General features: G+C 71.5%; 28 protein-coding genes. 14 read left to right on the top strand and 14 right to left on the bottom strand.

Annotated elements, in window-relative coordinates; genetic code table 11:
• Positions 1 to 27: 27 nt before the first annotated feature.
• The 8 genes from ABR738_RS36125 to ABR738_RS36090 all read right to left on the bottom strand — a co-directional run bounded on the left by ABR738_RS36125 (position 28) and on the right by ABR738_RS36090 (position 8335).
• Complete coding sequence (locus ABR738_RS36125; protein ID WP_350234220.1) at positions 28 to 945, bottom strand: TIGR03564 family F420-dependent LLM class oxidoreductase; 918 nt, start codon at positions 943 to 945, stop codon at positions 28 to 30.
• Positions 946 to 1133: 188 nt separating this feature from the next.
• Positions 1134 to 1550: an SgcJ/EcaC family oxidoreductase gene (locus ABR738_RS36120; protein WP_350234218.1), complete on the bottom strand. Its 417-nt coding sequence runs from the start codon at positions 1548 to 1550 to the stop codon at positions 1134 to 1136.
• Positions 1551 to 1683: 133 nt separating this feature from the next.
• Positions 1684 to 3135 carry an MFS transporter gene (locus ABR738_RS36115; protein ID WP_350234217.1) on the bottom strand — a complete coding sequence of 484 codons (1452 nt, stop codon included), beginning with the start codon at positions 3133 to 3135 and terminating at the stop codon, positions 1684 to 1686.
• 186 nt (positions 3136 to 3321) lie between these two features.
• The gene (locus ABR738_RS36110; RefSeq protein WP_350234216.1) at positions 3322 to 3960 is read right to left on the bottom strand and encodes a winged helix-turn-helix transcriptional regulator; all 639 of its coding nucleotides are present in this window, start codon (positions 3958 to 3960) and stop codon (positions 3322 to 3324) included.
• 106 nt (positions 3961 to 4066) lie between these two features.
• Entirely contained in the window at positions 4067 to 5323 is a 1257-nt protein-coding gene (locus tag ABR738_RS36105; RefSeq protein WP_350234215.1) for a styrene monooxygenase/indole monooxygenase family protein, read from the bottom strand.
• Positions 5324 to 5483: 160 nt separating this feature from the next.
• The gene (locus ABR738_RS36100) at positions 5484 to 6362 is read right to left on the bottom strand and encodes an SDR family NAD(P)-dependent oxidoreductase (RefSeq protein WP_350234213.1); all 879 of its coding nucleotides are present in this window, start codon (positions 6360 to 6362) and stop codon (positions 5484 to 5486) included.
• Positions 6363 to 6375: 13 nt separating this feature from the next.
• Entirely contained in the window at positions 6376 to 7002 is a 627-nt protein-coding gene (locus ABR738_RS36095; RefSeq protein ID WP_350234211.1) for a carboxymuconolactone decarboxylase family protein, read from the bottom strand.
• A gap of 31 nt (positions 7003 to 7033) precedes the next feature.
• Positions 7034 to 8335: an ABC1 kinase family protein gene (locus ABR738_RS36090; protein ID WP_350234209.1), complete on the bottom strand. Its 1302-nt coding sequence runs from the start codon at positions 8333 to 8335 to the stop codon at positions 7034 to 7036.
• A gap of 288 nt (positions 8336 to 8623) precedes the next feature.
• On the opposite strand from ABR738_RS36090, the gene ABR738_RS36085 reads away from it, so the two are divergent.
• From ABR738_RS36085 to ABR738_RS36050, 8 genes are all read left to right on the top strand, one after another.
• On the top strand, positions 8624 to 9511 hold the full coding sequence (locus ABR738_RS36085; protein WP_350234208.1) for a hypothetical protein: 888 nt from the start codon (positions 8624 to 8626) through the stop codon (positions 9509 to 9511).
• 258 nt (positions 9512 to 9769) lie between these two features.
• A complete protein-coding gene (locus ABR738_RS36080) occupies positions 9770 to 10810 on the top strand; it encodes an NAD-dependent epimerase/dehydratase family protein (RefSeq protein ID WP_350234207.1) in 1041 nt (346 codons plus the stop codon).
• Entirely contained in the window at positions 10807 to 11604 is a 798-nt protein-coding gene (locus tag ABR738_RS36075; protein WP_350234206.1) for a maleylpyruvate isomerase mycothiol-dependent enzyme family protein, read from the top strand. The genes ABR738_RS36080 and ABR738_RS36075 overlap by 4 nt, the downstream gene beginning before the upstream one ends.
• 150 nt (positions 11605 to 11754) lie before the next feature.
• Entirely contained in the window at positions 11755 to 12693 is a 939-nt protein-coding gene (locus tag ABR738_RS36070) for a helix-turn-helix transcriptional regulator (RefSeq protein ID WP_350234205.1), read from the top strand.
• A gap of 142 nt (positions 12694 to 12835) precedes the next feature.
• Positions 12836 to 13582 (top strand): hypothetical protein, encoded by a 747-nt coding sequence (locus tag ABR738_RS36065; RefSeq protein ID WP_350234204.1) that lies wholly within the window; start codon positions 12836 to 12838, stop codon positions 13580 to 13582.
• Positions 13583 to 13617: 35 nt separating this feature from the next.
• Positions 13618 to 14205: a hypothetical protein gene (locus tag ABR738_RS36060; RefSeq protein ID WP_350234203.1), complete on the top strand. Its 588-nt coding sequence runs from the start codon at positions 13618 to 13620 to the stop codon at positions 14203 to 14205.
• A complete protein-coding gene (locus ABR738_RS36055; RefSeq protein WP_350234202.1) occupies positions 14199 to 14990 on the top strand; it encodes an HTTM domain-containing protein in 792 nt (263 codons plus the stop codon). The genes ABR738_RS36060 and ABR738_RS36055 overlap by 7 nt, the downstream gene beginning before the upstream one ends.
• A gap of 50 nt (positions 14991 to 15040) precedes the next feature.
• Positions 15041 to 15811, top strand: coding sequence for an endonuclease/exonuclease/phosphatase family protein (locus tag ABR738_RS36050; RefSeq protein ID WP_350234201.1), 771 nt, complete (start codon positions 15041 to 15043; stop codon positions 15809 to 15811).
• A gap of 24 nt (positions 15812 to 15835) precedes the next feature.
• Here the strand turns inward: ABR738_RS36050 and ABR738_RS36045 are convergent, their stop codons facing one another.
• From ABR738_RS36045 to ABR738_RS36035, 3 genes are all read right to left on the bottom strand, one after another.
• Complete coding sequence (locus ABR738_RS36045) at positions 15836 to 16273, bottom strand: DoxX family protein (protein WP_350234200.1); 438 nt, start codon at positions 16271 to 16273, stop codon at positions 15836 to 15838.
• Positions 16274 to 16575: 302 nt separating this feature from the next.
• Positions 16576 to 17001, bottom strand: coding sequence for a hypothetical protein (locus tag ABR738_RS36040; protein ID WP_350234199.1), 426 nt, complete (start codon positions 16999 to 17001; stop codon positions 16576 to 16578).
• A gap of 77 nt (positions 17002 to 17078) precedes the next feature.
• Positions 17079 to 17618, bottom strand: a complete 540-nt coding sequence (locus ABR738_RS36035; RefSeq protein WP_350234198.1) for a DUF2231 domain-containing protein — start codon at positions 17616 to 17618, stop codon at positions 17079 to 17081.
• Between the two features lie 133 nt (positions 17619 to 17751).
• Between ABR738_RS36035 and ABR738_RS36030 the strand changes: the two genes are divergently transcribed.
• Positions 17752 to 18552, top strand: a complete 801-nt coding sequence (locus ABR738_RS36030; protein ID WP_350234197.1) for a helix-turn-helix transcriptional regulator — start codon at positions 17752 to 17754, stop codon at positions 18550 to 18552.
• Between the two features lie 63 nt (positions 18553 to 18615).
• Entirely contained in the window at positions 18616 to 18909 is a 294-nt protein-coding gene (locus ABR738_RS36025) for a nuclear transport factor 2 family protein (protein WP_350234196.1), read from the top strand.
• Positions 18910 to 18994: 85 nt separating this feature from the next.
• On the opposite strand, the gene ABR738_RS36020 is transcribed toward ABR738_RS36025, so the two are convergent.
• On the bottom strand, positions 18995 to 19561 hold the full coding sequence (locus ABR738_RS36020) for a dihydrofolate reductase family protein (RefSeq protein WP_350234195.1): 567 nt from the start codon (positions 19559 to 19561) through the stop codon (positions 18995 to 18997).
• Between the two features lie 516 nt (positions 19562 to 20077).
• Here ABR738_RS36020 and ABR738_RS36015 point away from each other — a divergent pair.
• Positions 20078 to 20683, top strand: a complete 606-nt coding sequence (locus ABR738_RS36015) for a hypothetical protein (RefSeq protein WP_350234194.1) — start codon at positions 20078 to 20080, stop codon at positions 20681 to 20683.
• Positions 20684 to 20719: 36 nt separating this feature from the next.
• Here the strand turns inward: ABR738_RS36015 and ABR738_RS36010 are convergent, their stop codons facing one another.
• The gene (locus tag ABR738_RS36010; protein WP_350234193.1) at positions 20720 to 22288 is read right to left on the bottom strand and encodes an MFS transporter; all 1569 of its coding nucleotides are present in this window, start codon (positions 22286 to 22288) and stop codon (positions 20720 to 20722) included.
• A gap of 200 nt (positions 22289 to 22488) precedes the next feature.
• Here ABR738_RS36010 and ABR738_RS36005 point away from each other — a divergent pair, with 200 nt between their 5' ends.
• The 3 genes from ABR738_RS36005 (at position 22489) to ABR738_RS35995 (ending at position 24471) form a co-directional block, all read left to right on the top strand.
• A complete protein-coding gene (locus ABR738_RS36005; protein WP_350234192.1) occupies positions 22489 to 23352 on the top strand; it encodes a helix-turn-helix transcriptional regulator in 864 nt (287 codons plus the stop codon).
• Between the two features lie 116 nt (positions 23353 to 23468).
• Positions 23469 to 23984 carry an SRPBCC family protein gene (locus tag ABR738_RS36000; RefSeq protein ID WP_350234191.1) on the top strand — a complete coding sequence of 172 codons (516 nt, stop codon included), beginning with the start codon at positions 23469 to 23471 and terminating at the stop codon, positions 23982 to 23984.
• A 175-nt stretch (positions 23985 to 24159) separates the two neighbouring features.
• Positions 24160 to 24471, top strand: coding sequence for a hypothetical protein (locus ABR738_RS35995; protein WP_350234190.1), 312 nt, complete (start codon positions 24160 to 24162; stop codon positions 24469 to 24471).
• A gap of 166 nt (positions 24472 to 24637) precedes the next feature.
• Here the strand turns inward: ABR738_RS35995 and ABR738_RS35990 are convergent, their stop codons facing one another.
• Positions 24638 to 25519, bottom strand: a complete 882-nt coding sequence (locus tag ABR738_RS35990) for an NAD(P)-dependent oxidoreductase (RefSeq protein ID WP_350234189.1) — start codon at positions 25517 to 25519, stop codon at positions 24638 to 24640.
• Positions 25520 to 25525: the final 6 nt, after the last annotated feature.

The following is a 25525-nucleotide window of genomic DNA, read 5'->3' as shown; positions in this document are numbered from 1 at the left end:
GGCTTCGGCGTCGACGCGGCGGGGCGCTCAGCCCAAGGACGCGATGAGTTCCAGGCTCCGCGCGTTCTCCTGCTCGGTGCCGAAGAGCGTCGCCATGAACTCGGTGGCGCCCGCGTCGGCGTACCGCCGCAGTTCGCGCTCCACACGCGCCTCGTCGCCGGTGATCGCGACGTCCACGGCGGTGGCGACGCCTTCGCGCTCCAGCATGGCCCGGTAACTCGGCTCCCCGCCGGTGCCCACGGCCGAGTAGATGTTCCCGAGCAGCGCGCGCCTGGCCGCCGGGTCGTGCGTCACGCACACGGACACACCCACCACGACGCGCGGCGCGGGCCGGCCGGCCCGGCTCGCGGCGCGGGTGATGGTGGGAACCACGTGGTCGGCGACCGTACGGGGCCCGGTGAACTGGGTAATGGTGCCGTCCGTCTCCTCGCCCGCGAGCCGCAGCATCGCCGGGCCGAGCGCGGCGAGCATCAGCGACGGCGCTGTCGTGCCCGGCACTTCGACGGCGCCGGCCGCCGTCAGCGTCTCGCCGCGCAGAGCGACGGGCTCACCGCGCAGGAGGGGCGCCAGCGCCCGCAGGTACTCCCGCAGATGACGCAGCGGCCGGTCGTAGGAGTAGCCGTAGGCGCCCTCGACGGTGGCCCGGTGGCTCAGTCCGATGCCCAGCGTCAGGCGTCCGCCCATCGCGGCCTGCGCCGTGAGGGCCTGCCCGGCCAGGGCGATGGGGTGCCTGGGGAACGTCGGCACGACGGCGGTGCCGAGCTTGATGCCGGGTACCTCACGGCCGGCGACGGCCAGCGCGGTGAGTGCGTCGTGCCCCAGGATCTGAGGCAGCCACGCGGCGCCGACACCCGCCCGCGCCGCGGCTCCGATCTGCTCGATGACACCGTCGAGCGGTACGCCGTGCGTGATGACCAGCACGCCACCGCGCATGTCAGTGCTCATGATCACCTCCTGTGATCCGGCGCCGGGCGGCGCGCGGCCGGCGTGAGGACGACGGCCCTGGTGACGCCATGGCCCGGCGCGGGTGGGAATCGCTCGCTCGTGCACCGCTTCGGACGTGGCCGAGCCCGGTCTCCGCCTCCCGGGCTGCGGGGAGGAAGAGACCGGAGCGCGGCCCGCTCAGTTCGTGGTCACCGCCCGCCGGGGCCGACGGAGGGGCTGTTGCTGTAGGCCGCCAGCCGCCACGTGCCGTCCTTCTTGGCGAGCACCCAGGTGGCGTACACGGTCCGCTCCGGCGGTGCCTCGGTCTCACCGGGGATCAGGACGCCGGTCTGGCTGATCACCACGGCCGCGTCGTCGGTGAGGAAGCGGACGTCCAGCACGTTGTCGGAGGTGCGCGTGCCCTTGAGCGGCCCGTTGAAGGAGAACGCCATGGCTTCGCGGATCTCCTGACGCGACTTCAGGTAGGAGCCGGGCAGGACGGCGCTGGCGTCCTCGAAGTACTCGGCGACGAACGCGTCCGGGTCGGCGTCGTTCCAGGCCTGGTAGACGCCCTTGACGACGTCGAGGACGGCGGCCTCGTCCTGCTTGCGGGTGTCGGTGGTCATGATGGCTACCTCGTTTTCGTAGTTCTCGTGGTTCTCGTAGTTCTCGTGGTTCTCGTTCGTGTGCTTCGGACGGTCCGCGCCCGCCGGCTCGCGCGAGCGGGCGCGGACGGTGACATGGGGTGCCTGGTGGGTGTCAGTCCCGGGCCGCCGCGACGGCCGTCCCGGCGGTTCGCGCGGGGGGCACGGGCGGGACGGGGGCAGTGGTGCGGTGCGCGGGGTAGGCGAGCGACACGAAGATGCCGGCCGCGGAGAACGCCGCGCACAGCCACAGCGCATGGCTGAAGTTGGTGATGAGGGTCTGGTGCGATGTGTAGTTGCCGGCGTGCGCGAAGACGGTCGCGGTGAAAGCGACTCCGAAGACACCGCCGAGTTCGCGCAGCGTCGCGCTGGTACCCGATGCGATGCCGGTCTCCTCGGGACCCACCGAGGTCATCACGCCGTTCGCGACGGTCGGGAACACGATCCCGATGCCGACACCGGCGACGAGCAGCCCCGCCAGGACGCCGCCGAAGGTGACTCCGGGCGTGGCGACCAGCGCGACCCACCCGAACCCGATGGCCTGCAACGCCATGCCGAGCGCCATGAAGGGACGGTTGCCGTACTTGTCGGCGAGGGGGCCCACGACCGGGGCGATGAACATGGAAACGGCCGTCCAGGCGAGCAGGTGCAGCCCGGCCCTGAGCGGACTGTCACCGAGCCCCGACTGGAGGAACTGCGACATCAGGAACAGCGCCCCGAACAGACCGGCGTACATGAAGAAGGTGACCCAACTCGCCGTGTTGAAGGCCCTGTTGCGGAACAGGTCCAGGCGCACCATCGGCCGGCTCCGGCGTCCTTCGACCATCAGGAACACCGCCACCACAACCGCTCCCGCCACGAGCGAGGCGATGACCTGCCAGCTGCTCCAGCCCACGCCGCTGACCCGTACGAGACCCCAGGCGAGGAGGAAGAATCCGACGCAGGCCAGGGCGAGTCCTGGGAGGTCCAGCGGTTGGCGCGGGCCGTAGCTCTCGGTCAGTCGCAGCAGGGAGAGCAGGCCGGCGATCAGGCCGATGGGGACGTTGAACCAGAAGATCCAGTGCCAGCTGAGTCCATTGACGACCGCGCCGCCGATGACGGGTCCGATGGCGACGGCGAACCCCGAGACAGCGCCCCACATGCCGATGGCAGCGCCGCGTTTCTCGACCGGGAAGGCGTCGCTGATCAGCGTGAGCGAGATCGGCATGATGACGGCCGCGCCGAGGCCTTCGCCGGCCCGGGCGGCGATCAGCACGCCGACGGTCGGGGCGAGCGCCGCAAGAGCGGAGGCCGCAGCGAAGATGACGAGCCCGGCCGCGAAGGCCCGGCGACGCCCGAAGCGGTCGGCCAGCGCGGCGGCCGGCAGCAGGAGGCACGCGAAGGTGAGGACGTAGGCGTTGATGGTCCACTCGAGGTCGCCGACGTTCGCGTTGAGGCTGGTGCGCAGCACCGGCAGGGCGGTGGTCACGACCAGGGCGTCCAGGGCGGCCATGAAGACGCCCACTGAGCTGAGGGCCAGCGTCCAGCCCTTATGGGGTGCGAGTGCCCCGGATTCGACGGATTGCATGGTGCGCCTCTCCCTCGGGAGGTTCTGCGGCCTGCGGCCACAGCATCACACTAGTTCTTTGAATCATCTGGTTCAATTTTTGTACCACAGATCAGGGTGGAGGGCGCGCGCAACCGGATGACTGGGGCGCGCGGGGACGGCAGGGGGCCCGTGGCTACGGGCCGGGAGCGCTCACCGGCGGCGGCACTACTTGATGAGGGACCTGATCAGCCGCTCGTCGCCACCGAGCTTCATCCGTCCCGCGGCGATGGCGTCGTCGAGGGTTTCGTCGCCGGCGATGAGTGTCTTGAGGGTGCCGGCATCGGTCATGAGGGTCGCCTCGGGCTCGTAGGCGACCGCACGGGCGATGTCCAGGCCGGTGTCACTGAAGCGCAGCGTGAACCGGTCGTCGTCGATGCGCATGTCGCAGGTGCCGGCCACGGGGGCGCCGGCCGCGAAGACGTACTGGGCCTGGGAGCGAAGCGAGAGCAGCAGCGAGTCCACGGTCGAGGGCGCGTGGCGGTCCCAGAACGGCGACGCGACCGCCCAGTTGCCGAGCGCGAACAGGACGGGCTCCAGGGAGCGGCCCCACTCGGTGAGCTCGTACACCGGACCGCTGACCGGCGCGCCGGCCCGGTACTTGCGCAGCACCCCGATCTCCTCCAGGTCGCGCAGCCGCATCGTGAGGATGTTGGAACTGGCGCCGCAGAGTCCGTCCTTGAGGTCGCGGAAGCGCTTGGGCCCGAGCAGGAGCTCGCGCACCACGAGCAGGGCCCACCGCTCGCCCACCAGGTCCAGCGCGTGGGAGACGGGGCACCCTTCGCCGTAGCTGCGCTTCTTGTTCATCCCTTTACCATAATCCGTCGCGGATGGGAGCCCAGGCCCCGGCGGTGGGAAACCCCGTCGGCCACGGCTTCCCCCGTCCGCCTGGTGCCCGGGTGATACCCGCATTTCAGCGCCCCGACCCGGGCGCGGCCCCCACGACCTCGGCCAGGTAGGCGGCCGCCTTGTCGGGGTCCATGAACCATTCCATGAGGTCGTTGGGGTCGTCGAAGCCCTCGATGTAGCGACGGGCGACTGCGGGGAACTGGTTTGCCGCGCCCAGGAGTTCGAGCATGTGCGGGCGCGGTGGCCCCAGCGTCACGTTGGTCCACTCCGTGGTCGCGCGCCCGTGCCGCGTCCAGAACGATTCGAAGGCGCCGCGCAGGAACGCGCCGTCGAACGGCCGGTCCTCGTGCTCCAGGATGGCCTCGAGGTAGCCGGCCGCGCACTTGGCGGCCATGTTCGCTCCCTGCCCCGTGATGGGGTCGTTGGCCACGACGACATCACCGGCCCCGAGGACCACACCCCCGGAGGGCAGCGTCGCGACCGGATGCCGCACGACGGGGGTGTATCCCCCGCGCAGAGTGCCGCCCGCGTCCGTGAGCTCCAGCTTCGTGAAGTTCTCGCGCGCCCACGGCACGTGCCGTTCGACCAGGTCGACGAAGCGCTCCAGGTGTTCCCGAGGTGAGCGGATGTCCCCGAAGACGTCCAGGGGCCCGCCGGGGATGGCCTCGAAGAACAGGATGTGGCAGGGGCCGGAGAGGGTCAGGGCCGGCATCACGATCATCTCGCCCCGGCCCGGCAGCATGTGGAACTCCACCGTGTGGTCGCCGGGGCCCGCCGGGTCGGGCTGGTAGCCGTTGACGTACACGACCGAGAGCATGCGCTGCGGCGTCGTGTACGGCGAGCGGGACGCGTCGCGTTCGAACAGGCCGGCCAGCCCCTCCTTGCCGGCCGCGACGACCACGAGATCGTGGGTGCTCACCATGGCGTCGAGGTCCGCGACGGTGGCGCTCTTGACGATCAGGTTCCCGCCCCGCTCCTCGAACAGTCGCAGCCAGCGCGCCATCTTGAGCCGCTGGTCGACGTCGGCGCCCGGTTTCTTCAGCGGGCTGACCCAGTCGACGACCGGAACGGGCCCCTCGGCGCCCACCTGGAAGCTGGTGAGGGGGGTGTACGGAGCGAGACCTTCCCAGAAGTAGATACCGAGCTCGCGCTCGAATGCGAGCGTGCTGTCGAATTGGAATTGGGACGACATGACCGTGCCGTGCTCGATCTCGTCGGCCGTGCGCGCCGACATCACGGTGACGTCATAATCGTGCTGTTGCAGCCCGAGCGCGAGTTGCAGCCCGGCCTGCCCGGCACCGACGATCAGGACTTTTCGCACACCGAGCCACCCCCTTGTTTTTCACGGACGGGAGAATGATGACCGGCCATTTCACCGGTGCCTCCAGTGTCCTTGCGCCGGAGGCCGGCGCCTTCTCTCGTTTTGCCCAGCAGGTCCCGGACGCATGGCGCCCTTCCCCTCACCGGCGCGGGCCGGCCTTTTACGGCGTCGGAAAGAAGGTGCGGACGAACTTTTCCCAGGCGCGTTCTCCGAAGATCACCCGCTGGGGCCGAAGAAGCCGCACCGGGATGCCGAGGCGGTAGCGGATCCGGGGGCGGGGCACGGTGATCGCCTTCTCGACGAGGGCGGCGACGTCGCCCGAGCGCAGCGACAGACGGCCACGCCCCTTGGGGCGCTCCACCTCCCGGTAGGCGCCGTGCCAGGCGACGAACCGCTCCCAGAAGTCGCCGTAGGGGTCGTTGTCGGTGGAACCGGGAGCGAGTCCGAGGTCGCCCACGGTGGTCGGGACGAACGCGCCGAGGATGGGCGAGGGTTCGATGACCACGACCTTGATGCCGAAGCGGCGCACTTCGAGCCGCAGCGAGTCGCCGATCGCCTCAAGGGCGTGCTTGGTGGCCTCGTAGTAGCCGCGCCCCGGGGTGGCGAAGAGCCCGAAGATCGAGGACATGATGACGATGCGGCCGGCTCCCTGCGCGCGCATGCCGGGCAGCACCAGTTGCGTCATGCGCGAGAGTCCGAAGACGTTGGTCTCGAACTGGCGGCGGACCTCGTCCATGGGTGTCTGCTCGATCGTGCCGTTGAGGCTGTACGCGGCGTTGTTGATCAGCACGCCGACCGCGCCGTGCTCGGCCGTGATCCGCTCGACCGCCGCGGCCATCGACTTCTCGTCGCTCACGTCGACCCGCAGGGTGGCGATGCCCTCCTGCTCCAGGTCCTTGAGGCCTTCCAGGCTGCGCCCGCTGGCGTAGACCGGCCACCCCTGGCGGTGCAGTCGCAGCGCGAGCGCCCGGCCGGTACCTGAGGAGAGGCCGCTCAGCGAGGAGACACCGGTGATCAGAACCGCGCGGGAGCACGTCATGTCAGGCCCCTGCTCAATCCGCGGCCGGCGCCGGGGCCGGCCCGGAGCCGTCCGGTACCTCCTGCTGGGAGATGCGGCTCCTGGTCACCGTCGTGCCGAGTCCGAGACCGTCCACCAGGCGCGTGATGAAGTTGAACAGCGCCGCGCAGAAGAACGCCTCGAGCAGGTCGTCGGCGCTCCAGCCGGCGTCGAGCGCCTTCTGCCAGTCCTCATCCGTGATCTTGTACGCGTTGCGGCTGAGCTTGGTCAGCAGGTGCAGCAGGACCCGGGTGCGCTCGTCCACCGGCAGGTCGTCGGGCGAGCTGGCCACCTCGATCGCGTGGGCCAGTTCCTCGCTGCCGCCGAAGACCTGGAGGAAGAAGTTGTGCGTCCCGACGCAGTAGGGGCACTGGTTCACCTTCGACGTCCAGGCGGAGATCAGCTCCCTGGTCTGCCGGGGCAGGTTTCCGTGGTTGAAGACGCCGTCGTAGCCGGCCAGCATCGTCTCCAGCAGCTCCGGCCGGGACGAGACAAGGCGGAACATGTCGGGCACGAAGTCCAGCGACGTGACCTTCTTGGCGCGCTCATAGAGCTCCGCCACTTTCCCGGTCGCCTCGGCCTCGTCGACCAGCGGAACACGGACTCCGGAATTGTCATCCATGAGTACACCTTTCTCGTGCGGAATGTCCTCTTCATGAACCGGCCGAAACACGTGGCATGTTCCGCCGGCGGAGCACGGGCATCGCTTCGGCCTGAAAGTCGAGTTCCGGATCGAGGCCCTGCACAATTCCTTCGACCACCAGGAGCGACAACAGCGGGAACGCGAACTCGGGTACCGGATACACGCCGAAACGGCGTTGAATGTCGAAAAGGCGTCCTGCGAATTTCGCCAGGCTGAATTCCTTGGACCGCGCTCCCGCCGACTCGGCCACCAGGCCGGTCAGCTCCGCGCGGAATCCCCCGAGATCGCATCCTTCGGCGACGCTCGCCGCGCTCTCGATGATGATCTCCGCGCAGAGCGGGCCGTTTCCCATGGCCATGTTGATGAAGAAGTCCGCGAACGAGGCACGCACCGGCTCCGACAGCTTGATCACGAAACCCGCGTCGAGGATCACGAGGGAACCGTCGTCCTGGATGTAGAGGTTTCCCGGGTGCAGATCGCAGTGCACGAGTCCGTCCACGAACAGCATTTCGTAGACCGCCGTCATGACCCTGCGCGCGGCGGCCCCGCGCGCCTCGGCGGACAGGGGCCCCGGAGCAGTGCGGGCCGAGCCGTCCACGTACTCCATGACCAGGACGTCCTCGGCGCACAGTTCGGGCAGCGGCGCGGGGATCCGTATCCAGGAGAACTCCCGCAGGTTCGCCCGCAGGGTGCCCAGGGCCGTGCGCTCCGCCTCGAAGTCCAGCTGGCGCAGGATCGCGCCGCCGACCTGTGCGTGCATGACCTTGAACGGCATGGACCGCAGGTGTGGTAGATGCCGCATGGCGCCCATCGCGAGCGCCGTCAGCCGGAAGTCGCGCCGCATCACCCGGCCGATGCCCGGCCTGCGCACCTTCACCGCCACCCGCCGGCCGTCCAGGGTGATGGCGCGGTGCACGGTGGCGATGCTCCCGGTGGCCACCGGCGTCCAGTCGAACGCCGCGAACGGCCACGTCCGGCCCCGGTACGCCCCGCGCACCGCGCCTTCCAAGGCCGCGCGCCGGGGCGGGGGCGTGGCATCGGCCAGCCGGCCGAGTTCCGCGCAGACGCGCTCGGGCAGGAGGTCTTGGCGTGTGCTCAGGAGCTGGCCGATCTTTATGTACGAGGGCCCCAGTGATGTGAGCAGCGCGGTCAGCCGCTCGCCGGCCGGAGCCCATGGCCGTCGCCGAAGCCGGGCGCCGAGCGCGCCGGGGCCGAACACCAGGGCATGTCCCAGCACGGTGCCACTCACCCGGACCGCGCGAAGAGCCGTGCCGGGCAGTTCCCTCAGGGCGGCGTCCGCCACTTTCGCCATGCCCGTCCTCCCCTCAGCCGAGCCACTGGACCCCACACATCCGCGCGAACGAAAGCGCCCGGCCGACGTACCCGGCGTACCCGATGTCCCCGGCGTACCCATGTCCCCGGCGTACCCGACGTCTCCGGCACTCCCGGCGTAGGAAATCGTCGGCGGGTGGCGAGGTGAGCGGCTACTTCGAGCGTGCTCTGCCCCGCTCCGCACGACGGAAGAAGCGCGGCCACGCCCACGCCGCCACACTGGCTCTCCTCACCACGGGCAAGCCGCACAGGGCCGGAGGACAAGAGGGTGGCGCGAGCGCGATATCAGACACACCGGACCATCGCGGAAACGAGGATCACGCCCGCCAAGTGGGACGCCGCGCGCGCGGCCCTGGCCGAAGTCACCGAGCGCTTCGGGGCGTTGGCGGCGCACGCGGATCCGCACGCCATGGCGACGGCCGATTGGAGTGTGGCGGACACGGCGGCCCACGTCACCGCCGTGGCCTGGCTCAACGCCTGTTCGGTGGGGCACGACGACAGCTCGTTCCCCGTGCCGTCGGTCCGGGAGCAGGTCGCCGCGACCACGGTCGACACCTTGGGGGCGGGCCTCAACACGGCGTTCCTCGACGCCTATGCGGAGCGCGAGCTCGGCGAGGTCGTGGCGCGGCTTCGTTCCTCGATCGAGAAGTTCCTCGGCCTGACCGCCTATCAGGACCCCACCACGCTCATGAACTGGCTCGGTGGATCGCGGATCCCGCTGGCCGGCCTGGTCGCCCACCTGACCAACGAACTGCTCCTGCACGGACGTGACATCGCGCGCGCGGTCGACGCGCCCTGGCACGTTCCGGACGCATACGCCGCGCAGTTCTTCGAGCTCTTCCTGGTCGAGATCGCCCGCAACGGCACCGGGCACATCCTCGACCGCAGCGCACCCGAGCGCGAAGGGCGTATCGCGGTGGAGTTCCGCTCCGCCCACACTTCCCCCGTCACGATGGTCCTGGACACCGGACGTCTGTGGGTCGAGGAGCCGAGCCGCGACAACGATGTGCGTGTCCACTTCGAACCCGCCGCCCTGAACCTCGTCCTGTTCCACCGCGTCCCGCACGCGCGGGCGGCGCTGACGGGCTCCCTGCGCGTGTGGGGCCGACGCCCCTGGCTGCTCGTTCCCTTTCTGAGCAAGGTCCGCCTTCCCTGAAGACGGCAAGCCGGGCCTGGTGGGGGACGCACCCGCGTCGCGGCGCGGGCATGCGCCTGTCGGCCGGCAAGGCGGGAGAAGGCAACGCGCCGGATGGTTGCCATCATGCGACGGGGGCGTCCCGGTCTTCCGGGACGGGGCAGGCGCGGTTCGCGCTCGGTACCCGCTCGGTTCGCACTCGGTTCGCACTCGGTACGCGCTCGGTACGCGCTCGGTACGCGCCCGGTACGCGCTCGGTTCGACGAAGGGTGATCGGCGATGCTGATCTGCGTAACTGGCGGTACCGGCTTCGTCGGTGCCCATTCCGTCGCCGCCGTCATCCGGTCCGGCGCACGGGTGCGGATGCTGGTCCGCGACGCGTCGAGGGTGGGACGGGCACTGCGTCCGCTGGGCGTGGATCCGGCCCGCGTGGAGCTGGTGGTCGGCGACGTCACGGACCGGGCCACCGTCGCCAGGGCGGTCGACGGGGCGGACGCGGTGCTGCACGCGGCCTCGGTGTACTCCTTCGACAGCAGGCGGCGCGCCGAGATGCGGGCCACCAATGTGCGCGGCACGCAGCTGGTGCTTTCGTCCGCCGTACGGGCCGGGGCGGACCCCGTCGTCCATGTCTCCACCGTCGGCGCCATGTTCCCCGCCGCGGGCGGTGCGGTCGGGGCTGACTCCCCGCCGGGCATGCCACGCGAGGCCTACTTGGCCAGCAAGTCCGTCGCCGAGGCAGTGGCCCGGCTGCACCAGGAGGAGGGGGCGCCCGTGGTGATCACCTACCCGCCGGCGCTGCTCGGCCCCCATGACCCCCATCTCGGCGACCAGAGCGCCAGACTGCGCAACGCCCTGCGGGGCCTGCTGCCCGTCTGGCCGAGCGGTGGTTTTCCGGTGGGCGACGTCCGGGACACCGCCGGTCTTCATGCGGCTCTGCTCGCCAAGCCGGCCGGGACACGCGAGCGGCACTTCGGCCCCGGCCGATTTCTGACCACCCGTCAGTACGTTCAGGCACTGCGCGAGGCCACCGGGCGCGCGCTCCCCACGATGTTCCTGCCCGCGCGTCCCATGCTCCCGTTGACGATGTTCGCGGACCTGGCGCAGCGCGTCTGGCCCTGGCCCATTCCCGTCGAGTACGGCGCCCTCTACACCTGTCTGCACGCGGCGCCCGTCGACGCGGGCGCCTCCACCTACGGCCTGCTTCCCCGCCCCCTCGGTGAAACCCTGGCCGACAGCGTGCGCTGGCTGTACGAGGCGGGGCACGTGTCGGCGCGGCAGGCGGGCCGTGCGGGCCGGTCGCTCGCGGGGTCCTCGGCATGACGCCCGAGCGGCGCCCCGAGCCCTTCTGGAATCCCACCTACCGCGTCTGCCGCGACAACATCGTCCGGTTGGCACGAGCGCACCCGGGGACGTGGGAGTGGCCGGTGCCCGCGTGCCCGGGCTGGAACGTGCGGGACGTCGTGGCCCATCTGCTGGAGGTGTGCGCGCGGGCCGTCGCCGAAGCACCCTGGAGCGCCGTCCTGCCTCCGGCACTCGCGCCGGATGCCCCGCTCCCCCAACTCCTCTGCTACTGGGAGCAGTTGGACGGGGCGCTCGCCGAGGCGCTGGAACGGACCCCTTGGCTGCGCCGAGGCATGATGCTGCTCGACGTCTTCTCCCATGAACTCGACCTGCGCGGCGCTCTGGACCTTCCCGTGCCCCGGGAGCATCCCGCCTTCGCCGACACGCTGGAACTGGCGGCCATGGGCTTCACGATGTCCGTGAACGCACATCATCTGCCGGCGCTGCGTATCGAGGCGGCCGGCCGGGAGTGGCCGGCCGGCGAAGGCGGCCCCGTCACGTCGCTGCGCGGACCGGGCCTGGAGGTGTTCCGTGCCCTGACCGGCAGGCGCACCCTCGCACAGATCCGCGCGCTGTCCTGGAGCGCGGCGCCCGAGCCCTGGCTGCCTGCCTTCGCCTGGGGTCCCTTCGTCCCGCCCGCGCGGCCGGTGGAGAGCGGCACGCAGGCGGGTGAGCGGCGGCTGTGGTTCCTGCCGCCGTCCTTGAGCTCAGGGGTCGTCGCCCAGGCGGACGTCAGGCGGGACGCCGTCCCGCAGCCCCGTGCGTCCCGGTGACGGCCCGGGCGGCGCGCAAGGTGGCCTGAACCGGCGTCGCCCACAGGAGTGTTGCCCGGCATGGGCCGGGCCGGGCCGGACAGTCATAGGGCGCGGATCACGCAGTACCTCCGCCGTCCGGGATGTCGTCCCCAGGAGTGGTGCCCGCTCATGCCCGTACTCGCACAGCGCACCGTCACAACGCCGGCCGCCGTCCCGAAGGCCGGGCAGCGGGCGGGCGTCCCGCAGGCGCGGGAGTTGCGTCGCGCTCTGCTCACCGCGGCGGCCGCCGCCACCACCGTTCCCGAGCTGGCCTCGGCGCTGTCCCGACGCCTTGAACTCCTTCTGCCGCACGACGGTTCCACCCTGACCGGTCTCGATCCGCTCACCGGCGTCGACTGTCTCCACCACGATGGCGGGCCCGTGGGGGGCGCGGGCCACGAGATGCCCATCGCCCTGACCCACCGCGGCGTGGTGTGGGGCGGCCTCGTCCTGGTGCGGGAGCCGGCGGGCCGGCCCTTCGCGCCCGCGGAGACCCGGCGCGCCGAGCGGCTTGGCGCAACCCTCGCGGTCGCCCTGCGCCACTTCGTCGCGGGCAAGCCCCTGCGTCCCGGGCGGCGCGGGCTGTTCCCCGGCGTGGTCGTGATCGGCCCGGACGACACGATCAGGGGCATGACGCAGACGGCACGCACCTGGCTGGACGAGTTCGTCTCCGAACCGGCGCGCACCCAGGGCGACGAACTGCCCCCTCTGCTGTGGAGCATCACCTCCTTCACGCGGCGCACCCACAGCACCGCCCTCAGCAGGATTCCGACGTGCGGAGGGTGGGTCGCGGTGCACGCGCAGCCGCTCGGCGGACCGCACGGGGAGATCGCGCTCACCTTCCAGTCCGCGCCCGCCTCACAGCTCCTGCCCGCCCTCTTCGTCTGGTACGGATTCACACCACGTGAGCGGGCCATCGTCGAATCGCTCCTCGGAGGCCTCGCGACCAAACGCATTGCCCGGCTGCTCGGCATGTCCCCGCACACCGTCACCGGCCACCTCAGGTCCGTCTACCGCAAGACCGGCACGTCCGGCCGCGAAGAACTCGTCGCGGGGCTGCGGCAGTAGAGCACCGGCCACCGGCCGCGCGCCCGGCCGCCGAGGCACCAACCCCCCAACATACAGGGGGTGTTGCCTGCCTCGGAGGGGCCGCGACACTGGGCGCGTGTCCCGGTGGCGGGATACGGATCACACAGGACAGGAGACGTACATGATGCGAACCTCGGCCTTGACGCCCGTGGTGCGGCGGGTGGATGTGGTGACCGTGCCGCCCGGCGCCGGGGGTGTGGCGGACGGCGGTCTGCTGCCTCCGGCGGGGACCGTGGCCCTCTACGTGGGTGACGTGTCGGCCCCCGCGTGGCGGCGGCTGCGCACGGCGGCGCTCAGCGGCGCCTGGCAGGAGGTGCGGGACACACCCGTGCCTCGGCGCCCCGCCCCCGGAGCGCCGCTGGTGGCCGCATCGCTCGCCCTCGACCTGGTCTGCGCGGGACACACACTGGTGCGCGACCTGGCCCTGCCGCACGGCTTCCCGTTCCGGACGCTGACCTTCCCGTACACCGGAGGCCCGCTGCGTGATACGGACTTCGGCATCATCGAGCACACCGAGTCCCAGCGCCCCGCCGTACGCGTCGCCTGTCTTTTGATGCGACGCGCCCCTGAACTGACGCTTCTGGAGCGGCAGTTGCTCGACACCCTGCATCCCGATGACGGGTACGCGCACATGGGCCCGCCCGAGCCCTGCCAGACGATCACGACGATGGACATGCTGACGGACGGCATCGGGCGTGCGGCGCAGCATGCCGTCGACCAGAAGCACGGCCGCGGTGGCCACGTCCGGGACGGGGCCGCGGTGGCGCTCTCGGAGTCCGACATCCAGCAGATCGCGGGGGATTCGGGTGCTCCCGCAGCCACCGTGGCCGATCTGCTGGCGCTGCGCCGACGCCACCTCGCCCGCTGACGGGGCGACTTGTGGCTTCCCTCGGATTGGCCGTCGTGCTGGGTGCATGGCTCTTCTTGACGGCGGTCGCGGCGCTGCCCCGGTGCGGTGAGGCGGTCCGGGCCCGCCTGCCGTCCTGGTGTGTTCCACTGCTGCCGTCCTGGACGTTCTTCGCACCCAATCCGGCGACGAAGGACAAGGTGCTGATGTACCGCGACGTCCTGGCCAACGGCGCGTACGGACCTCTGCGGCTCGTGCTGGCGGAGGGCGGCGCGCGGGGCCGAGCGGGCAAGGCGCTGTTCGACGCCTCCTCCCACCTCGTGCGCCTGGCCGGGCGCGTGTGGGAGGAGGAGGCGGACGCGCGGACCCGGAGCGCCCGCTTGATGATCAGCACGTCCTATCTCGTCCTGCTCAACCGGGCCGCCTCGGCGGCGCACGACGCGACCGCCGTCGGCTTCGCGTTCGTCGTCGCGCACGCGAGTCTGCGGGACGAGGCGCCCCAAGTGGTCTTCGTCTCCGCCGTGCACCGCCTGGAGAGCACGGCGGGCAACGCCGTCGCGTGGGACACCGGGCTGCGGGAGGGCGCCGTACGGGAGGGCGGCGTACGGGAGGGCAGCGTACGGGAGGGCAGCACCCCATGTTGAACGAGAGTGAGACGGCCCGCGCGATCCTGGCCGTGTGCGGTGCCGGCCTCGCGGTGTCGGCGCGCCGCGATCTGCGCCAGGGTCACGAGTTCGGTGAGGGCGGCGCGCTCGCCTGGGCCGTGGTCGGCGCGGACCAGCACCGCTGCCCACCGGTGGTGCGCGGGCTGTTCGTCTGGGAGCGGTATCGCGGGGTGCTGGCCGCCCAGTTCACGGCCGGATGTGCCGCGCCGGCCGTGGCGGCGCTGTCCGCGACCGGCTCGGCGGCGTTGTCCTGCGTCCTGCTGACCACCCTGCTCCTCGGCCTGCACCGCAACGACTACGGCACCGACGGGGCCGACCAGATGGCCGCGCTCTGCCTGCTCACCGCCGCCGCCACGCTGGTCGTCGGCGGCACGGTGGGCCGGCTCTTCCTCGGCTTCCTCGCCGCCCAGCTGCTCCTCAGCTATCTGATCGCCGGGGCGGCCAAGCTGACCTCGCGCACCTGGCGCGACGGATCCTGCCTAGCCCAGATCCTCTCCACCGACGCCTACGGCTCGCCTGGGATCGCCGCGATTCTACGGGCCCGGCCACTCGTCGCGGCGCTCCTCGGCTGGGGGGTCATGGTCTTGGAAGTGACGTTCTGGGTAACCCTCTTCCTGCCGGCGCAGCCGCGCTGGGGTCTGCTCGCGGCGGGCGCGGCGCTGCACATCGGCATCGCGTTCACCATGGGGCTGAGCACGTTCGTCTTCGCCTTCGTCGGGGCATACCCGGCACTGCTGTTCACCGCCACGTACTTTTCCCCGTGAAGCGCGGGGGCCGCGGCGCTCCCGGCTCCCGCCTGCGGCACCATGGGGGCATGCGAAGCGTGGAAGAGGACACTGTGCGGGATCTGCCCGAGTCAGCGACGGAGCCCGACGGCTCGGCGGTCGTACGCGTGCTCAGCTACAACATCCGCTCCATGCGTGACGACGTCACCGCGCTGGCCCGGGTGATCCGGGCCTGCCGGCCCGACGTCGTCTGCGTCCAGGAAGCACCCCGCTTCTTCCGCTGGCGCAAAGCCGCAGCCCGCCTCGCCAGGGCCTCGGACCTCGTGTACGTGACGGGCGGCGCCACCGCGTCCGGGCCCATGGTCCTCTCCTCGCTGCGCGCCCATGTGGAACGCACCGAGGACATCCTGCTGCCCCGCACGCCGGGCCTGCACCAACGCGGCTTCGCCACCGCCGTCCTGAGGTTCGGCGGGGCGCGGCTCGGGGTGCTCAGCTGCCACCTGAGCGTCGACGACCAGGAGCGTTACGCGCAGGGCAGGTTGCTGCTCGACCGAGTGGCGGCCCTCGGAGTACCGCATGCGATCGCCGCCGGCGACTTCAACGACCGTCCCCACGGCCGTACGTTCGGCCTGCTGGCGTCGTCGCTGCGGGACGGCTGGGCCACCGCGCCGTGGGGGCGGGAGCACACCACCCGGCTCGGCGACCCGCTGCAACGGATCGACGCGGTCTTCGCGACGCCCGGCGTCGAAATCCTCGGGTGCGGGGTGCCGATGGGGCTTCCCGGCGTGGCGGAACAGGACCTCCGCGCGGCCACGGACCACCTGCCCGTGCTGGCCGCCCTGCGCGTACCCGCCGCGTAGCGCGGAACGGCCTTCTCCGGCGCGTCAAGTCGTTTGTTTCTCACCGGAGTTGGAGAAGAGCCTGACGAACCGCGACCGGTCGAGGGCGAGCGCGCCGGGGCCGGTGAACACCAGGAGCAGGAAGACCCAGCAGAACATGGCGGCGGCTTCGCCGCCGTTCTCCAGGGGCCACCACGCGCGGGGCTGGTGGACGGTGAAGTACGCGTAGGCCATCGAGCCGGAGGCCAGCAGCGCGGCCGCACGGGTGGCCAGGCCCAGGACGACCAGGCTTCCGGTCACCAGCTCGATGACGGAGGCGTACCAGTCGGGCCACACTCCGAACCCGACCGTGCCGCCGTCAGGTGCGCCGCCGAGGATCCCGAACAGGGAGGCGGCCCCGTGCGAGGCGAACAACAGGCCGGTCACGATACGAAAGGCCGCGACGGCATGCGCGTGATGCCGGGCGAGGAGGCGCGTGATCATGAGGCTCCTTAAGCGGGTCCCCGCCGACGGCCGCGGGATCGCCGCCCGGGTGCCACAGGGGCCGGGGCGGGCGTGCGCTGTGCGGGGCGGCCGTCGGCCGGGCAGGGCGGCGGGGGCGGGGAATCACAAGGTGAAGTGGTCGAGAAGGCGGGCGATTCGGTACGGACCGGGCGCCGGCCGGTCGGGGGCCCGCCCGTCGGGGAGACGGCCGATTCCTCGACCGGCGGGGAGCACGCGCGATGCGGCCGCCGGGGGTATCGGTGCGGCCGGGTGCGGCAGGACGACGGAGTGCCGCTCCATGGTCAGCTGCCCCCGACGCCGAGGGCGGTGAGCAGCACGAGGACCACCGTCACCACGGCGAACAGGCCGTGGGCGAGGACCACGACGAGGGGGAAGTGCCGCTCGGCGGGGGCGTCCTGGCCGGGGCCCGTGGGGGCGGTGGCGCGGGCGCGGTGGACGGGGATCCAGCGGGCGAGCATGACGAAGCCGAGCAGGGCGACGGGTACCAGCAGGATGAAGGCGGTCCAGGCCAGCGCGTCCTTGTCGGTGACGAGGTAGACGATCCAGACGACCAGACCGATCGCGGCGAGCGAGAAGTGGCCGAAGACCACCGGGACCGGCAGCCGGCTCGTGCCGCCACGGGCGCCTCCGCGCGTGAGCCAGGTGCCGAGCATGTAGAAGCCGCCGAGGGCGGTGATCACCCAGGTGACCAGTGCGGCCGTGTCCATGGGAACTCCAGATGAGAGCGGGTGGCTGCGCCGGCCCGTGCCGGGGCAGGGGGGTCAACAGGTCAACAGGCGGTGGGTCAACGGGCGGGTTCGTCGGGGAACTTGGGGCCAGGGGTGAATCCCTCGACCTGGGTCGCCTCGTCCGCGACCCGGACGCCGTAGCGGTACGCGAGCTTGCCGCCCAGCCACCCCGAGACGCCGAGGGCGGCGAACGCGACGGCGTTGAGGGCCAGCGGCCCCGCGTCGACGCTTCCCTTGGGGCCGGATCCGGCGTGCCGCCACAGGAAGTTGCCGACGTAGGCGGCGGTCACCAGCAGGTTCAGCGACATGTGGACCACAGCGGTCCGAAAGGCCCGTGTGCGGGGCGCAATGGCGAACAGATCGAGGAAGCCCACCAGCGCGGCGGCGAGGGCGCCGAGCACCCCGATGGCGATCAGCCACATCGCCCCACGCGACAGGAATTCCGGATGCCCCACCACATGGGAGGCGATGTCGAAGACCAGGCTGCCCGCCCAGGCCCCGATCGGCACGGTGACCAGCATCGGGTGGAACGGATGCCCGTAGGGGCCGGCGAGCGCGACGCTGACGGGTCGCTTGGCCTGAGCGGAATCGGCCATCTCGGCCACCTCCTTATTTCACCAACAAATCTTGGTCTTATTCAGGAAGCCGGTCAAGCCCACCTGCTCGAAGCCACCCGATAGGGGCCCGAACGGCCGTCCGCCCCACGCATGTCGGCGTTACGGTGAAGGGGTGACTTCCGATCCGACCCCGCCGGCCTCGCCCGATGACGCCGCGCTCGACTCCCTGAGCGCGCTCGGCGAGGGCACCCGGCGGCAGATGTTCTCCTTCATCCGCCGCGCCCGGCGACCCATCACACGCGACGAGGCGGCCGCGAGCGTCGGCATATCGCGCAAGCTCGCCGCCTTCCACCTCGACAAGCTCGTCGACGTCGGCCTGCTGCGCGCGCGTTACGCCTCCCCCACCGGCGTCCGCAAAGTCGGCCGGCAGCCCAAGGTGTACGAGGCCACGGACACCCCGATCCAGGTGAGCATCCCCGACCGCCGGCATGAGTTCCTGGCCGACCTCCTCGTCCAGGCCGTGGTCACCGAAGGGGAGGACGAAACCGCGGCGCAGGCCGCGGTGCGCACCGCCGGGCAGCGCGGGCAAGAGCTCGGCCAGAGCGAGCGCGCGCGGCTGCGCCCCGGCCGCCTCGGCGCCGAGCGCGGTCTGACCCTGTGCGAACGGATGCTGGAGCAGCACGGCTTCGAGCCCGCCCGCGAGGCACCCGACCGGCTCCGTCTGCGCAACTGCCCCTTCCACCCCGTCGCCGCGCAGGCCCCGGACCTGGTCTGCGGCATGAACCACGCCTTCCTCAGCGGGTACCTCCAAGGGCTCCACGCACCCGGGGTCCAGGCGGTCCTGGCCCCCCTGCCGGGCGAATGTTGTGTCGAACTACGCCACACGGCCACGGTGACGCCCACGACCACGGTCACGGGTATGCCCACGACCACGCTCACGCCGGCTGCCGACGACACCACCCAAGCCACCTGACCGCGCACTTCCCGGCAGCCCTGGGCGGGACCGCCGCGACCCGGGATGGGGCTGCCGAGACCTTTGTCGCGACACGACTCCCGGCGCTCCGGCCCGAAGAGCCCTGGTCAGGCGCCGTACGTCCCCAGCGAAGCCAGGAGCAGAGTCGACGAACCGGCGGGCCCGGCCGTCGCGCGTTCCTATGTCACCGTCTTCCAGGCGCTGGCGGACCTGCCGCTGCAAGCCGTCGCCGGCGGCCGCTGTCACGACCGCTTCGAGCGCCGCGACGGGCGATGGCGCTTCCGGGAACGACGGGCCCGCCTCACGCTCGTGGGCGATGTCAGCCGCCATCTGCGCCGAGCCGCCGGGCGGCCGTAGCCGCCCTCGGACGGCGCCGCCCGGGGTCCCGCGCCGATCATGCCCAGGCCATGGGTCCTGGGGCGGCGCGCGCTACTTGGTGGTTTCAGCGCTGGCTGGCGGGTTTGCGCGGAAGCACGGTACGTCGGCCCCGGCAGGGGTAGATGATCTCCACGGAACCACCGGGAAGCGCGCGCTGGTGCTCCAGGGTCAGCCCGGTGGCGGGGTCGAGCGCCGGCGTCAGCCGCGTCCCGCCCCCGAATAGGAGGGGCAGCACGACCAGTTCAAGGGTGTCGAGTGCGCCGATCGCGTGGAACGCTCCGATGGTCAGTGGACCGCCGATGAGATGGATGTCGCCGCCCCGGTTGGCCGCGCGCAGCTTCTCCAGCAGACGTGCCGGGTCGTTGTCGGTGACGACGTGGTCAGGGGTTCCGGCCGGACGGTGCGAGGCGAGCACGAACACATCGAGATCCGGCCACGGCCAGCGGTCGTTGGTCAGCGCGGGTTCGAAGGTGGTACGCCCCATGAGCGCCGCCTCGCACCCCGCGAGGAACTCCCGGACGCCGTGACTTTCGCCGGATACGTACACCGGGTCGGCCGTGAGCGCGGGCCAGCCGCTCGGGGTGGTCACATAGCCATCGGCGCTCATACTCATGCGGGCTCGGATCTGCATGTCTTCTCCTCGGTACGTCGGTACGTCGGTACGTCGGCGGGCCGGTGGGTCGGCGGGTCGGCGGGTCGGCGGGTCGGCGGGTCGGCGGGTCGGTTCATGGCACCCGGCTCCTGGTCCAGTGAGGAAGCCATCGGCATTCGGGCAACACCTCTTGATCACAGAGCCGCGGCCGTTCGCTCACGTCTCTGCCCTGACGTCGAACGCCAGGGCCCCCCGATCGACGCACCAGCGGAAAATTCTGTGCCCGGTGCTTCCCGGCGGCGCTCGGCGAGGGGGCTGGTCCTGGCCTGCGCACCGGGGAACTCCCCGTGCCGTGCCGCGGCGAACTCCGGGCGCGGGCACCTCGATATCGTCCGCGCGTCACCGTACGGTCAACACCGTCCCCGTACGGTGAACACCGTCCCCGTACGGTCAACACGCCCGCCGCGCCGTCCCGTTACTCCTGCCCCTCGACCACCCCAGCACGACCGGGCCGGCGGCGCACATCGATGCCATCGTCGGAACAGGAGCACGTCCATGCGTCTCTACGCCCAGACCCCAGCACGCCGGAGCCGTCAGCTGATCGGGGATCTCATCGCTCTGTTTCTGATCGCGATGACGGTGGCCTTCGCCCTGGTCGTGCGCGAAGCGATCCTGACGCTCGCCGAGCCCGGGCGGAAGGCCGAGAGCGCGGGCGACAGCCTCGCGTCGGGGCTCGACAGCGCCGGTGACGCGGCCTCGAAGGTGCCTTTCGTGGGGGGCTCCTTGAAGAAGCCCCTCCAGTCCGCGGCCGGCGCCGGCACCAATCTGTCCGATGCGGGGCGGTCGTTGCAGGACACTGTGGGGCACGTGGCCACGTTGACGACGATCGCCCTGATCGCCCTTCCCGTCGCCGTGATCCTGGTGATGTGGCTGGTGCCGAGGTTGCGGTGGATCCGGCGCGCCGCCACCACCCGTCTCCTCCTGGACGCCCCCGGCGGCGCCGACCTGCTCGCGCTGCGCGCGCTCACGGGCCCCCAACGGCCGCTGGCCGCGCTCGACACGCCGCCGGGTGGCCTGGCCGACGCCTGGCGCCGCGGGGACCCCGACGTCATCGCCGACCTCTCCACCCTGTCGCTCAGGCGGGCCGGGCTCAAGCCCTGACCCACGCGCCGAGCGCGCCGCCCACGCCTCGCGCCATCACTGGTCGGGCGCCGGGACGGAATCCTGAGCGGGCGACGCCCCCTCCCCACGCCGCAGCAGCGCCGCCGCGCCCAACGCGTTGACACCCAGGAGCGCGGCGGCGAGCAGCAGACTCTCCCGCATGCCGCAGGAGGGGTCGCTCGCGACGAGTGCGCCGAAGACGGCGATGCTCAGTGCCCCGCCCATCTGACGGCTGGTATTGAGCAACGCCGCCGCCGTACCCGCGCGTTCGGCGGGAACGCTGTCCAGCATGAGGGAGGTCAGCGCGGGCATGACCAGGGCGCCGCCGACGCCGAGCGGAACCATCGCCAGGGCGATCAGCCATGCCGGTGTGTCAGGGACGACGGTGGCGAGAGCGCAACACCCCGCCGCCCCCACCAGCAGTCCCGCGACGACCACCGCGATCGACCCGAAGCGTGAAACCGCGTGCGGTGAGAGGTAGTTGAAGAGGGCGGTGATCACCGCCATCGGCACGAACATCAGCCCGGCCGAGAACGGCGACTGCCCCCGTTGCTCCTGGAAGAACAGGCTCAGCACGAACACCCCGCCGTAGAAGGCGGCGTTGCAGGCGAAGCCCGCGACGACCGGCACAGTGACACCGCGACGCCGAAACAGGCCAAGCGGCAGCATGGGCGAGCGCCAGCCTGCCTCGACGGCCACGAAGCCGGCCCCGGCCGGCACGGCGACCGCGACCGTCGCCAGGACCGTGCCGGTCAGTCCGTGATGCCCACCCTCGATGACGGCGTAGGTCACTCCGGCGAGCGCCAACCCGGCCGTGAGCTGTCCCGGCACATCGAACACGGCGGGGCGGCGCGGGGAGCGCCCGGCACGCGTCAGCATCAGCGCGGCGGCCAGGCCGGCGGGCACGTTGAGGAAGAACACCGCGCGCCAACTCCACGCCGTGGTGAGCAGCCCGCCCAGGACGGGCCCCGCCGCGATGGCGACCGCGCCGCCCACGGTCCACAGGGCAATGCCGCGCGACCGGGCCCCCGCATCGGGGAAGGCCTGTCGGATCAGCGCCAGCGAGGCGGGCACCATCACGGCGGCCGCGCTGCCCTGCGCCACGCGGGTGGCCGCCAGCGCGCCGAGCGTCGGCACCAGGCCGCAGGCCAGTGACGCGAGCGTGAAGGCCACCAGCCCGCCGGCGTAGGCGCGTCGGGCGCCGATCGCGTCCGAGAGGGCACCTGCGGACAGCATCAGCGCGGCGAACATCAGCGTGTAGCTGTCGGCCACCCACTGGAGCCCCGAGAGGGCGCCGCCGAGGTCGTCGCGCATGGCGGGCAGTGCCACATTGACACCGGAGACGTCGAGGGTGATCACGAAGAAGCCGAGGACGGCGGCGGCCAGGGCGAAGGTGCCGGAGCCGGCTGGTTCCGGGCCGCCCGGGGCACGGCGGGTGCGCGGGGTGCGGCCGACGCCCGGGGTACGGCGGGCGCCCCGGGTACGGCGGGCGCCCGGGGTGCCCGGCGGGTGCTCGCGGGCGGTCGTCCTGCTTGAGCCATCCTCTGGCTGACGGGCTGAGACCTCACTCCGCGAGGAACTTGCCCCGGATCGCCTGCCGCTCATCATGCGTACTGCTCCTCTCTGTGCCACCTCTGCCCTGTGCCGCCTCTGCCCCAGCCGTCGGCGCGGGCCCAGCCGTCGCCGCGGGCCCCCAGCCTGTCCGTCATCGGGCGGGTGCCGGCAGTCCGGGCCGTGCGGGGGAACGACGTTCCTGGCCCTGACAGGGCCTCTTTGACGGCCATGACTTTTGCGACCATGGACGGATGACTGAAGGCACGGAACTCGGACGCTTTCTGCGTGCGCGCCGGGGCCGGATCCGTCCCCAGGACGTGGGTCTCCCGGCCGGCACCGGCATCCGACGCACGCCGGGGCTGCGCCGCGAGGAGCTGGCGACGCTGGCCGGAGTGAGCGTCGACTACTACACACGCCTGGAGCGCGGCCGCGAGACCCGCCCGTCGCCCGCCGTCGTCGCCGCGCTCGGCGAGGCGCTGCGGTTGTCGGCGGACGCGCTGCAACGCCTGCACGAGCTGGTGGCGCTCGCCGGGGGCCGCGCCCCTGCGGCCTCCCCCGACCCGGCGCACACTGTGCGGAAGTCGGTCCGCGTCATGCTGGAGACGCTGCGTCCGTCGCCGGCGTACGTGGTCAGCAGCGTCAACGGGCTCCTGGCCGCCAACCGGCCCGGCCTGCGGCTCTTCCCCGGCATCACCGACTGGCCGCCGGAGCGGCGCAACGTCACCCGTTACATGTTCCTGCACCCCATGGGCCGCAAGCTGTACCGCGACTGGGAGCGGATGGCGGCGCACAGTGCCGCTCACCTGCGGGCGATGGCGGGCGCCGACCCCGACCTGCCGGCGCTCGCCGAGCTCGTGGGCGAACTGGTGATGAAGAGCCCGGAGTTCGCCCGTCTGTGGGAGCGGTACGACGTGCGGGCGCGGAGCGGCGGCGAAAAGCGCTTCGAGCACCCGGAGGTGGGTTCGATGCGGCTGCACTTCGAAGTGATGGCGATCTTCCGTACGGACGGCCAGCGCCTGGTCACCTACCAGGCGATGCCCGGCACCCCCGACCACGACGCCATGCTCCTGCTCGACATGGCGAGTCCCGAGGAGGCCGACACCCGCCGCGCGTGACGTGCCAAGTCGCACCAGGTCGCGCCGCGTCGCGCCATGCCGTGCCAGGATCGCTACCGCACGGTAGCTTCACGGCTCGATCAGGTGCGATCAGAAACAATCAAGGAGCGGGCGGTATGGGGCGGGTCCTCACAGTAAGCGGCAACATCGTCATCGACGTCTCACCGGACGTGGCCTACCGGGCCGTGAGCCGCCCGTCCGACATGGGCCGCTGGAGCCCGGAGAACCTGGGCACGGCGGGTGGAACGGGAGAAGGGCCCGCCGGTCTCGGCACGACCTTCGTGGGACGCAACCGACGGGGGATGTTCCGCTGGGTGACCCAGTGCACGGTCACCGCCGCCGAGCCGGACCGCAGGTTCGCCTTCCGTGTCCACGCCATCGGCCTCGGCCGCCCTCGCCTGCGGGGCCCGATCGCCACGTGGGAGTACCGCTTCGAACGCGCCGAGGGCGGCACCCGGGTCACCGAAACCTGGACCGACGACCGGACGGCGTGGCCCGACGCCGTCGCCGCCGTCTTCGACCGCGCCGTCACGTCCGGCAGTACGTTCGCCGCCTTCCAGACCCGCAACATCAACAAGACGCTGCGAAACCTTAAGCGGGAGCTGGAATCCCGTGCGGAGGGAACGGGTTGAGGAGACAGAGCGCGCGTCCCACATCCCGCGCCACCCAAGTCCCGCAGAACGGAGCCAGGTTGGCGGCGTTCGCCGTACACCACCAGACATGCCCTGCGACCGGCTGTGGCACGCTCGTCGCTTCGCCTGAACGTGAACACCAAACCAGCTCAACGGCTACTGCAAGATGGTTCAAATGAGCGAATCGACTGAGCAGGTGGAGACCGCAGACCGTCTCTGGCGGGAATTCCGCCAAGAGCCGTTCCCCGACAGCTTGCGACATGCCACGTTCGGGGGCACTCATGTGTGGCTCCTCGAACTGGACATCGCCGGCTGCGTTCTTCGGTGGCTCGACAACAGCGGCACTCTCGACTCGAAGAACAGCGTCCTCCTCAAGAGCAGCATCGCGGACCTGGACCGAGTCATCCCTGAGATCAATGACCTTGCAGGAGCCCAGTACTGCCGGCGGTTGCACCAACTCGCCGTGCTCGCGTCAAGGACATCGTAGAATTGCGGAACTCGATGACGTCCTCGGTTGATGCTGCGCGTACAGCGGCCGGCCTCTCCCCCAAGGCCCGGAACGCAGCGCGACGATGGTGCCGCCGCGCGGTAATGGCGACCCGCGCACACAGCGGGCTCTGGCCGCTTCGCGGCGTCTCGGCGGCCGTGCCCCCTCAGCGCACCAGCAAGTCGACCACCCCCGTCAGGCCCTCTTCCCCACCGCCCTCCGCCAGCCGGCGGCGCATGAGCGTGAAGTAGGGGGTGAGCAGTTCCGGGGTGACGCCTTGTTGCTCGGCGGTGGTCAGGAACGTCGGCACGCCCGCCACCTGCATGGCCAGGTTGGAGACGACACCCTCGGTGTAGTCCCCGCTCCGCAGCTGGTCGGCGGTCTGGTGGACACCCGGGGCCATCGCGACGAGCCAGTCGGCCAGCAGGGGGGCGAGCGTCGCGGGGTCGATGTCCTCCTTGCGGATCAGGGCGAAGGCGTGCGCCGCGCCGGCGAACATTCCGTACATGGCGCTGAGCAGGGCAACGTCTAGCAGGGCCGCGAAACCCGCGTCTTCGCCGACGTACGTGGCGCCGACCGGGGCCGTCAAGGTCCCGCGGTGCTGGTCGAAGAGTTCCCGCGCACCGCTGTAGAAGACGTAGCCGCCGGCTTCGGGTACGCCAATCATCGGAGGCACAGCCATGATGCCGCCGTCCAGATAGCGGGCGCCCCGCTCGCGGGCCCACGTGGCACGTGCGCGGGCCTGCGCGGGGGTACTGGTGGTCAAGTTGACCAGGTCCTTGCCTGCCACGTCGGTGTGGGCCAGCACCTCGTCGACCGAGGCGTCGTCCAGCAGGCACAGGACGACGAGGGCGTTCGCGGCGACCGCGTCGGCGGCGGATTCCGCGGCCTTGGCTCCCTCGCCCGCGAGCGTCGTGGCCCGGGCCGGACCCCGGTTCCAGACCGTGAGCGGGTGGCCGGCGGCGAGCCAGGTACGAGCCAGCGCGGTGCCCATCGCGCCGAGACCGAGGAGTGTGAGCGGAGTCTTCTCAACTGCGGTGTGTGTCATGCGATT

The organism is Streptomyces sp. Edi4 (assembly GCF_040253615.1).
Taxonomy (GTDB): domain Bacteria; phylum Actinomycetota; class Actinomycetes; order Streptomycetales; family Streptomycetaceae; genus Streptomyces.
The sequence above is the reverse complement of the archived record's forward strand: the minus strand, read 5'-3'. Positions and strand labels throughout refer to the sequence as shown.

Bases quoted from the DNA above. Each gene is read 5' to 3' on its own strand.
- ABR738_RS36040 (WP_350234199.1), bottom strand. From the start codon at position 17,001: ATGGACACGGCCGCACTGGTCACCTGGGTGATCACCGCCCTCGGCGGC.
- ABR738_RS36050 (WP_350234201.1), top strand. From the start codon at position 15,041: ATGCGAAGCGTGGAAGAGGACACTGTGCGGGATCTGCCCGAGTCAGCG.
- ABR738_RS36010 (WP_350234193.1), bottom strand. From the start codon at position 22,288: ATGAGCGGCAGGCGATCCGGGGCAAGTTCCTCGCGGAGTGAGGTCTCA.
- ABR738_RS36035 (WP_350234198.1), bottom strand. From the start codon at position 17,618: ATGGCCGATTCCGCTCAGGCCAAGCGACCCGTCAGCGTCGCGCTCGCC.
- ABR738_RS36070 (WP_350234205.1), top strand. From the start codon at position 11,755: ATGCCCGTACTCGCACAGCGCACCGTCACAACGCCGGCCGCCGTCCCG.
- ABR738_RS36015 (WP_350234194.1), top strand. From the start codon at position 20,078: ATGCGTCTCTACGCCCAGACCCCAGCACGCCGGAGCCGTCAGCTGATC.
- ABR738_RS36120 (WP_350234218.1), bottom strand. From the start codon at position 1,550: ATGACCACCGACACCCGCAAGCAGGACGAGGCCGCCGTCCTCGACGTC.
- ABR738_RS36090 (WP_350234209.1), bottom strand. From the start codon at position 8,335: ATGGCGAAAGTGGCGGACGCCGCCCTGAGGGAACTGCCCGGCACGGCT.
- ABR738_RS35995 (WP_350234190.1), top strand. From the start codon at position 24,160: ATGAGCGAATCGACTGAGCAGGTGGAGACCGCAGACCGTCTCTGGCGG.
- ABR738_RS36005 (WP_350234192.1), top strand. From the start codon at position 22,489: ATGACTGAAGGCACGGAACTCGGACGCTTTCTGCGTGCGCGCCGGGGC.
- ABR738_RS36065 (WP_350234204.1), top strand. From the start codon at position 12,836: ATGATGCGAACCTCGGCCTTGACGCCCGTGGTGCGGCGGGTGGATGTG.
- ABR738_RS36100 (WP_350234213.1), bottom strand. From the start codon at position 6,362: ATGACGTGCTCCCGCGCGGTTCTGATCACCGGTGTCTCCTCGCTGAGC.
- ABR738_RS36095 (WP_350234211.1), bottom strand. From the start codon at position 7,002: ATGGATGACAATTCCGGAGTCCGTGTTCCGCTGGTCGACGAGGCCGAG.
- ABR738_RS36045 (WP_350234200.1), bottom strand. From the start codon at position 16,273: ATGATCACGCGCCTCCTCGCCCGGCATCACGCGCATGCCGTCGCGGCC.
- ABR738_RS36000 (WP_350234191.1), top strand. From the start codon at position 23,469: ATGGGGCGGGTCCTCACAGTAAGCGGCAACATCGTCATCGACGTCTCA.
- ABR738_RS36125 (WP_350234220.1), bottom strand. From the start codon at position 945: ATGAGCACTGACATGCGCGGTGGCGTGCTGGTCATCACGCACGGCGTA.
- ABR738_RS36080 (WP_350234207.1), top strand. From the start codon at position 9,770: ATGCTGATCTGCGTAACTGGCGGTACCGGCTTCGTCGGTGCCCATTCC.
- ABR738_RS36110 (WP_350234216.1), bottom strand. From the start codon at position 3,960: ATGAACAAGAAGCGCAGCTACGGCGAAGGGTGCCCCGTCTCCCACGCG.
- ABR738_RS35990 (WP_350234189.1), bottom strand. From the start codon at position 25,519: ATGACACACACCGCAGTTGAGAAGACTCCGCTCACACTCCTCGGTCTC.
- ABR738_RS36075 (WP_350234206.1), top strand. From the start codon at position 10,807: ATGACGCCCGAGCGGCGCCCCGAGCCCTTCTGGAATCCCACCTACCGC.
- ABR738_RS36020 (WP_350234195.1), bottom strand. From the start codon at position 19,561: ATGCAGATCCGAGCCCGCATGAGTATGAGCGCCGATGGCTATGTGACC.
- ABR738_RS36115 (WP_350234217.1), bottom strand. From the start codon at position 3,135: ATGCAATCCGTCGAATCCGGGGCACTCGCACCCCATAAGGGCTGGACG.
- ABR738_RS36055 (WP_350234202.1), top strand. From the start codon at position 14,199: ATGTTGAACGAGAGTGAGACGGCCCGCGCGATCCTGGCCGTGTGCGGT.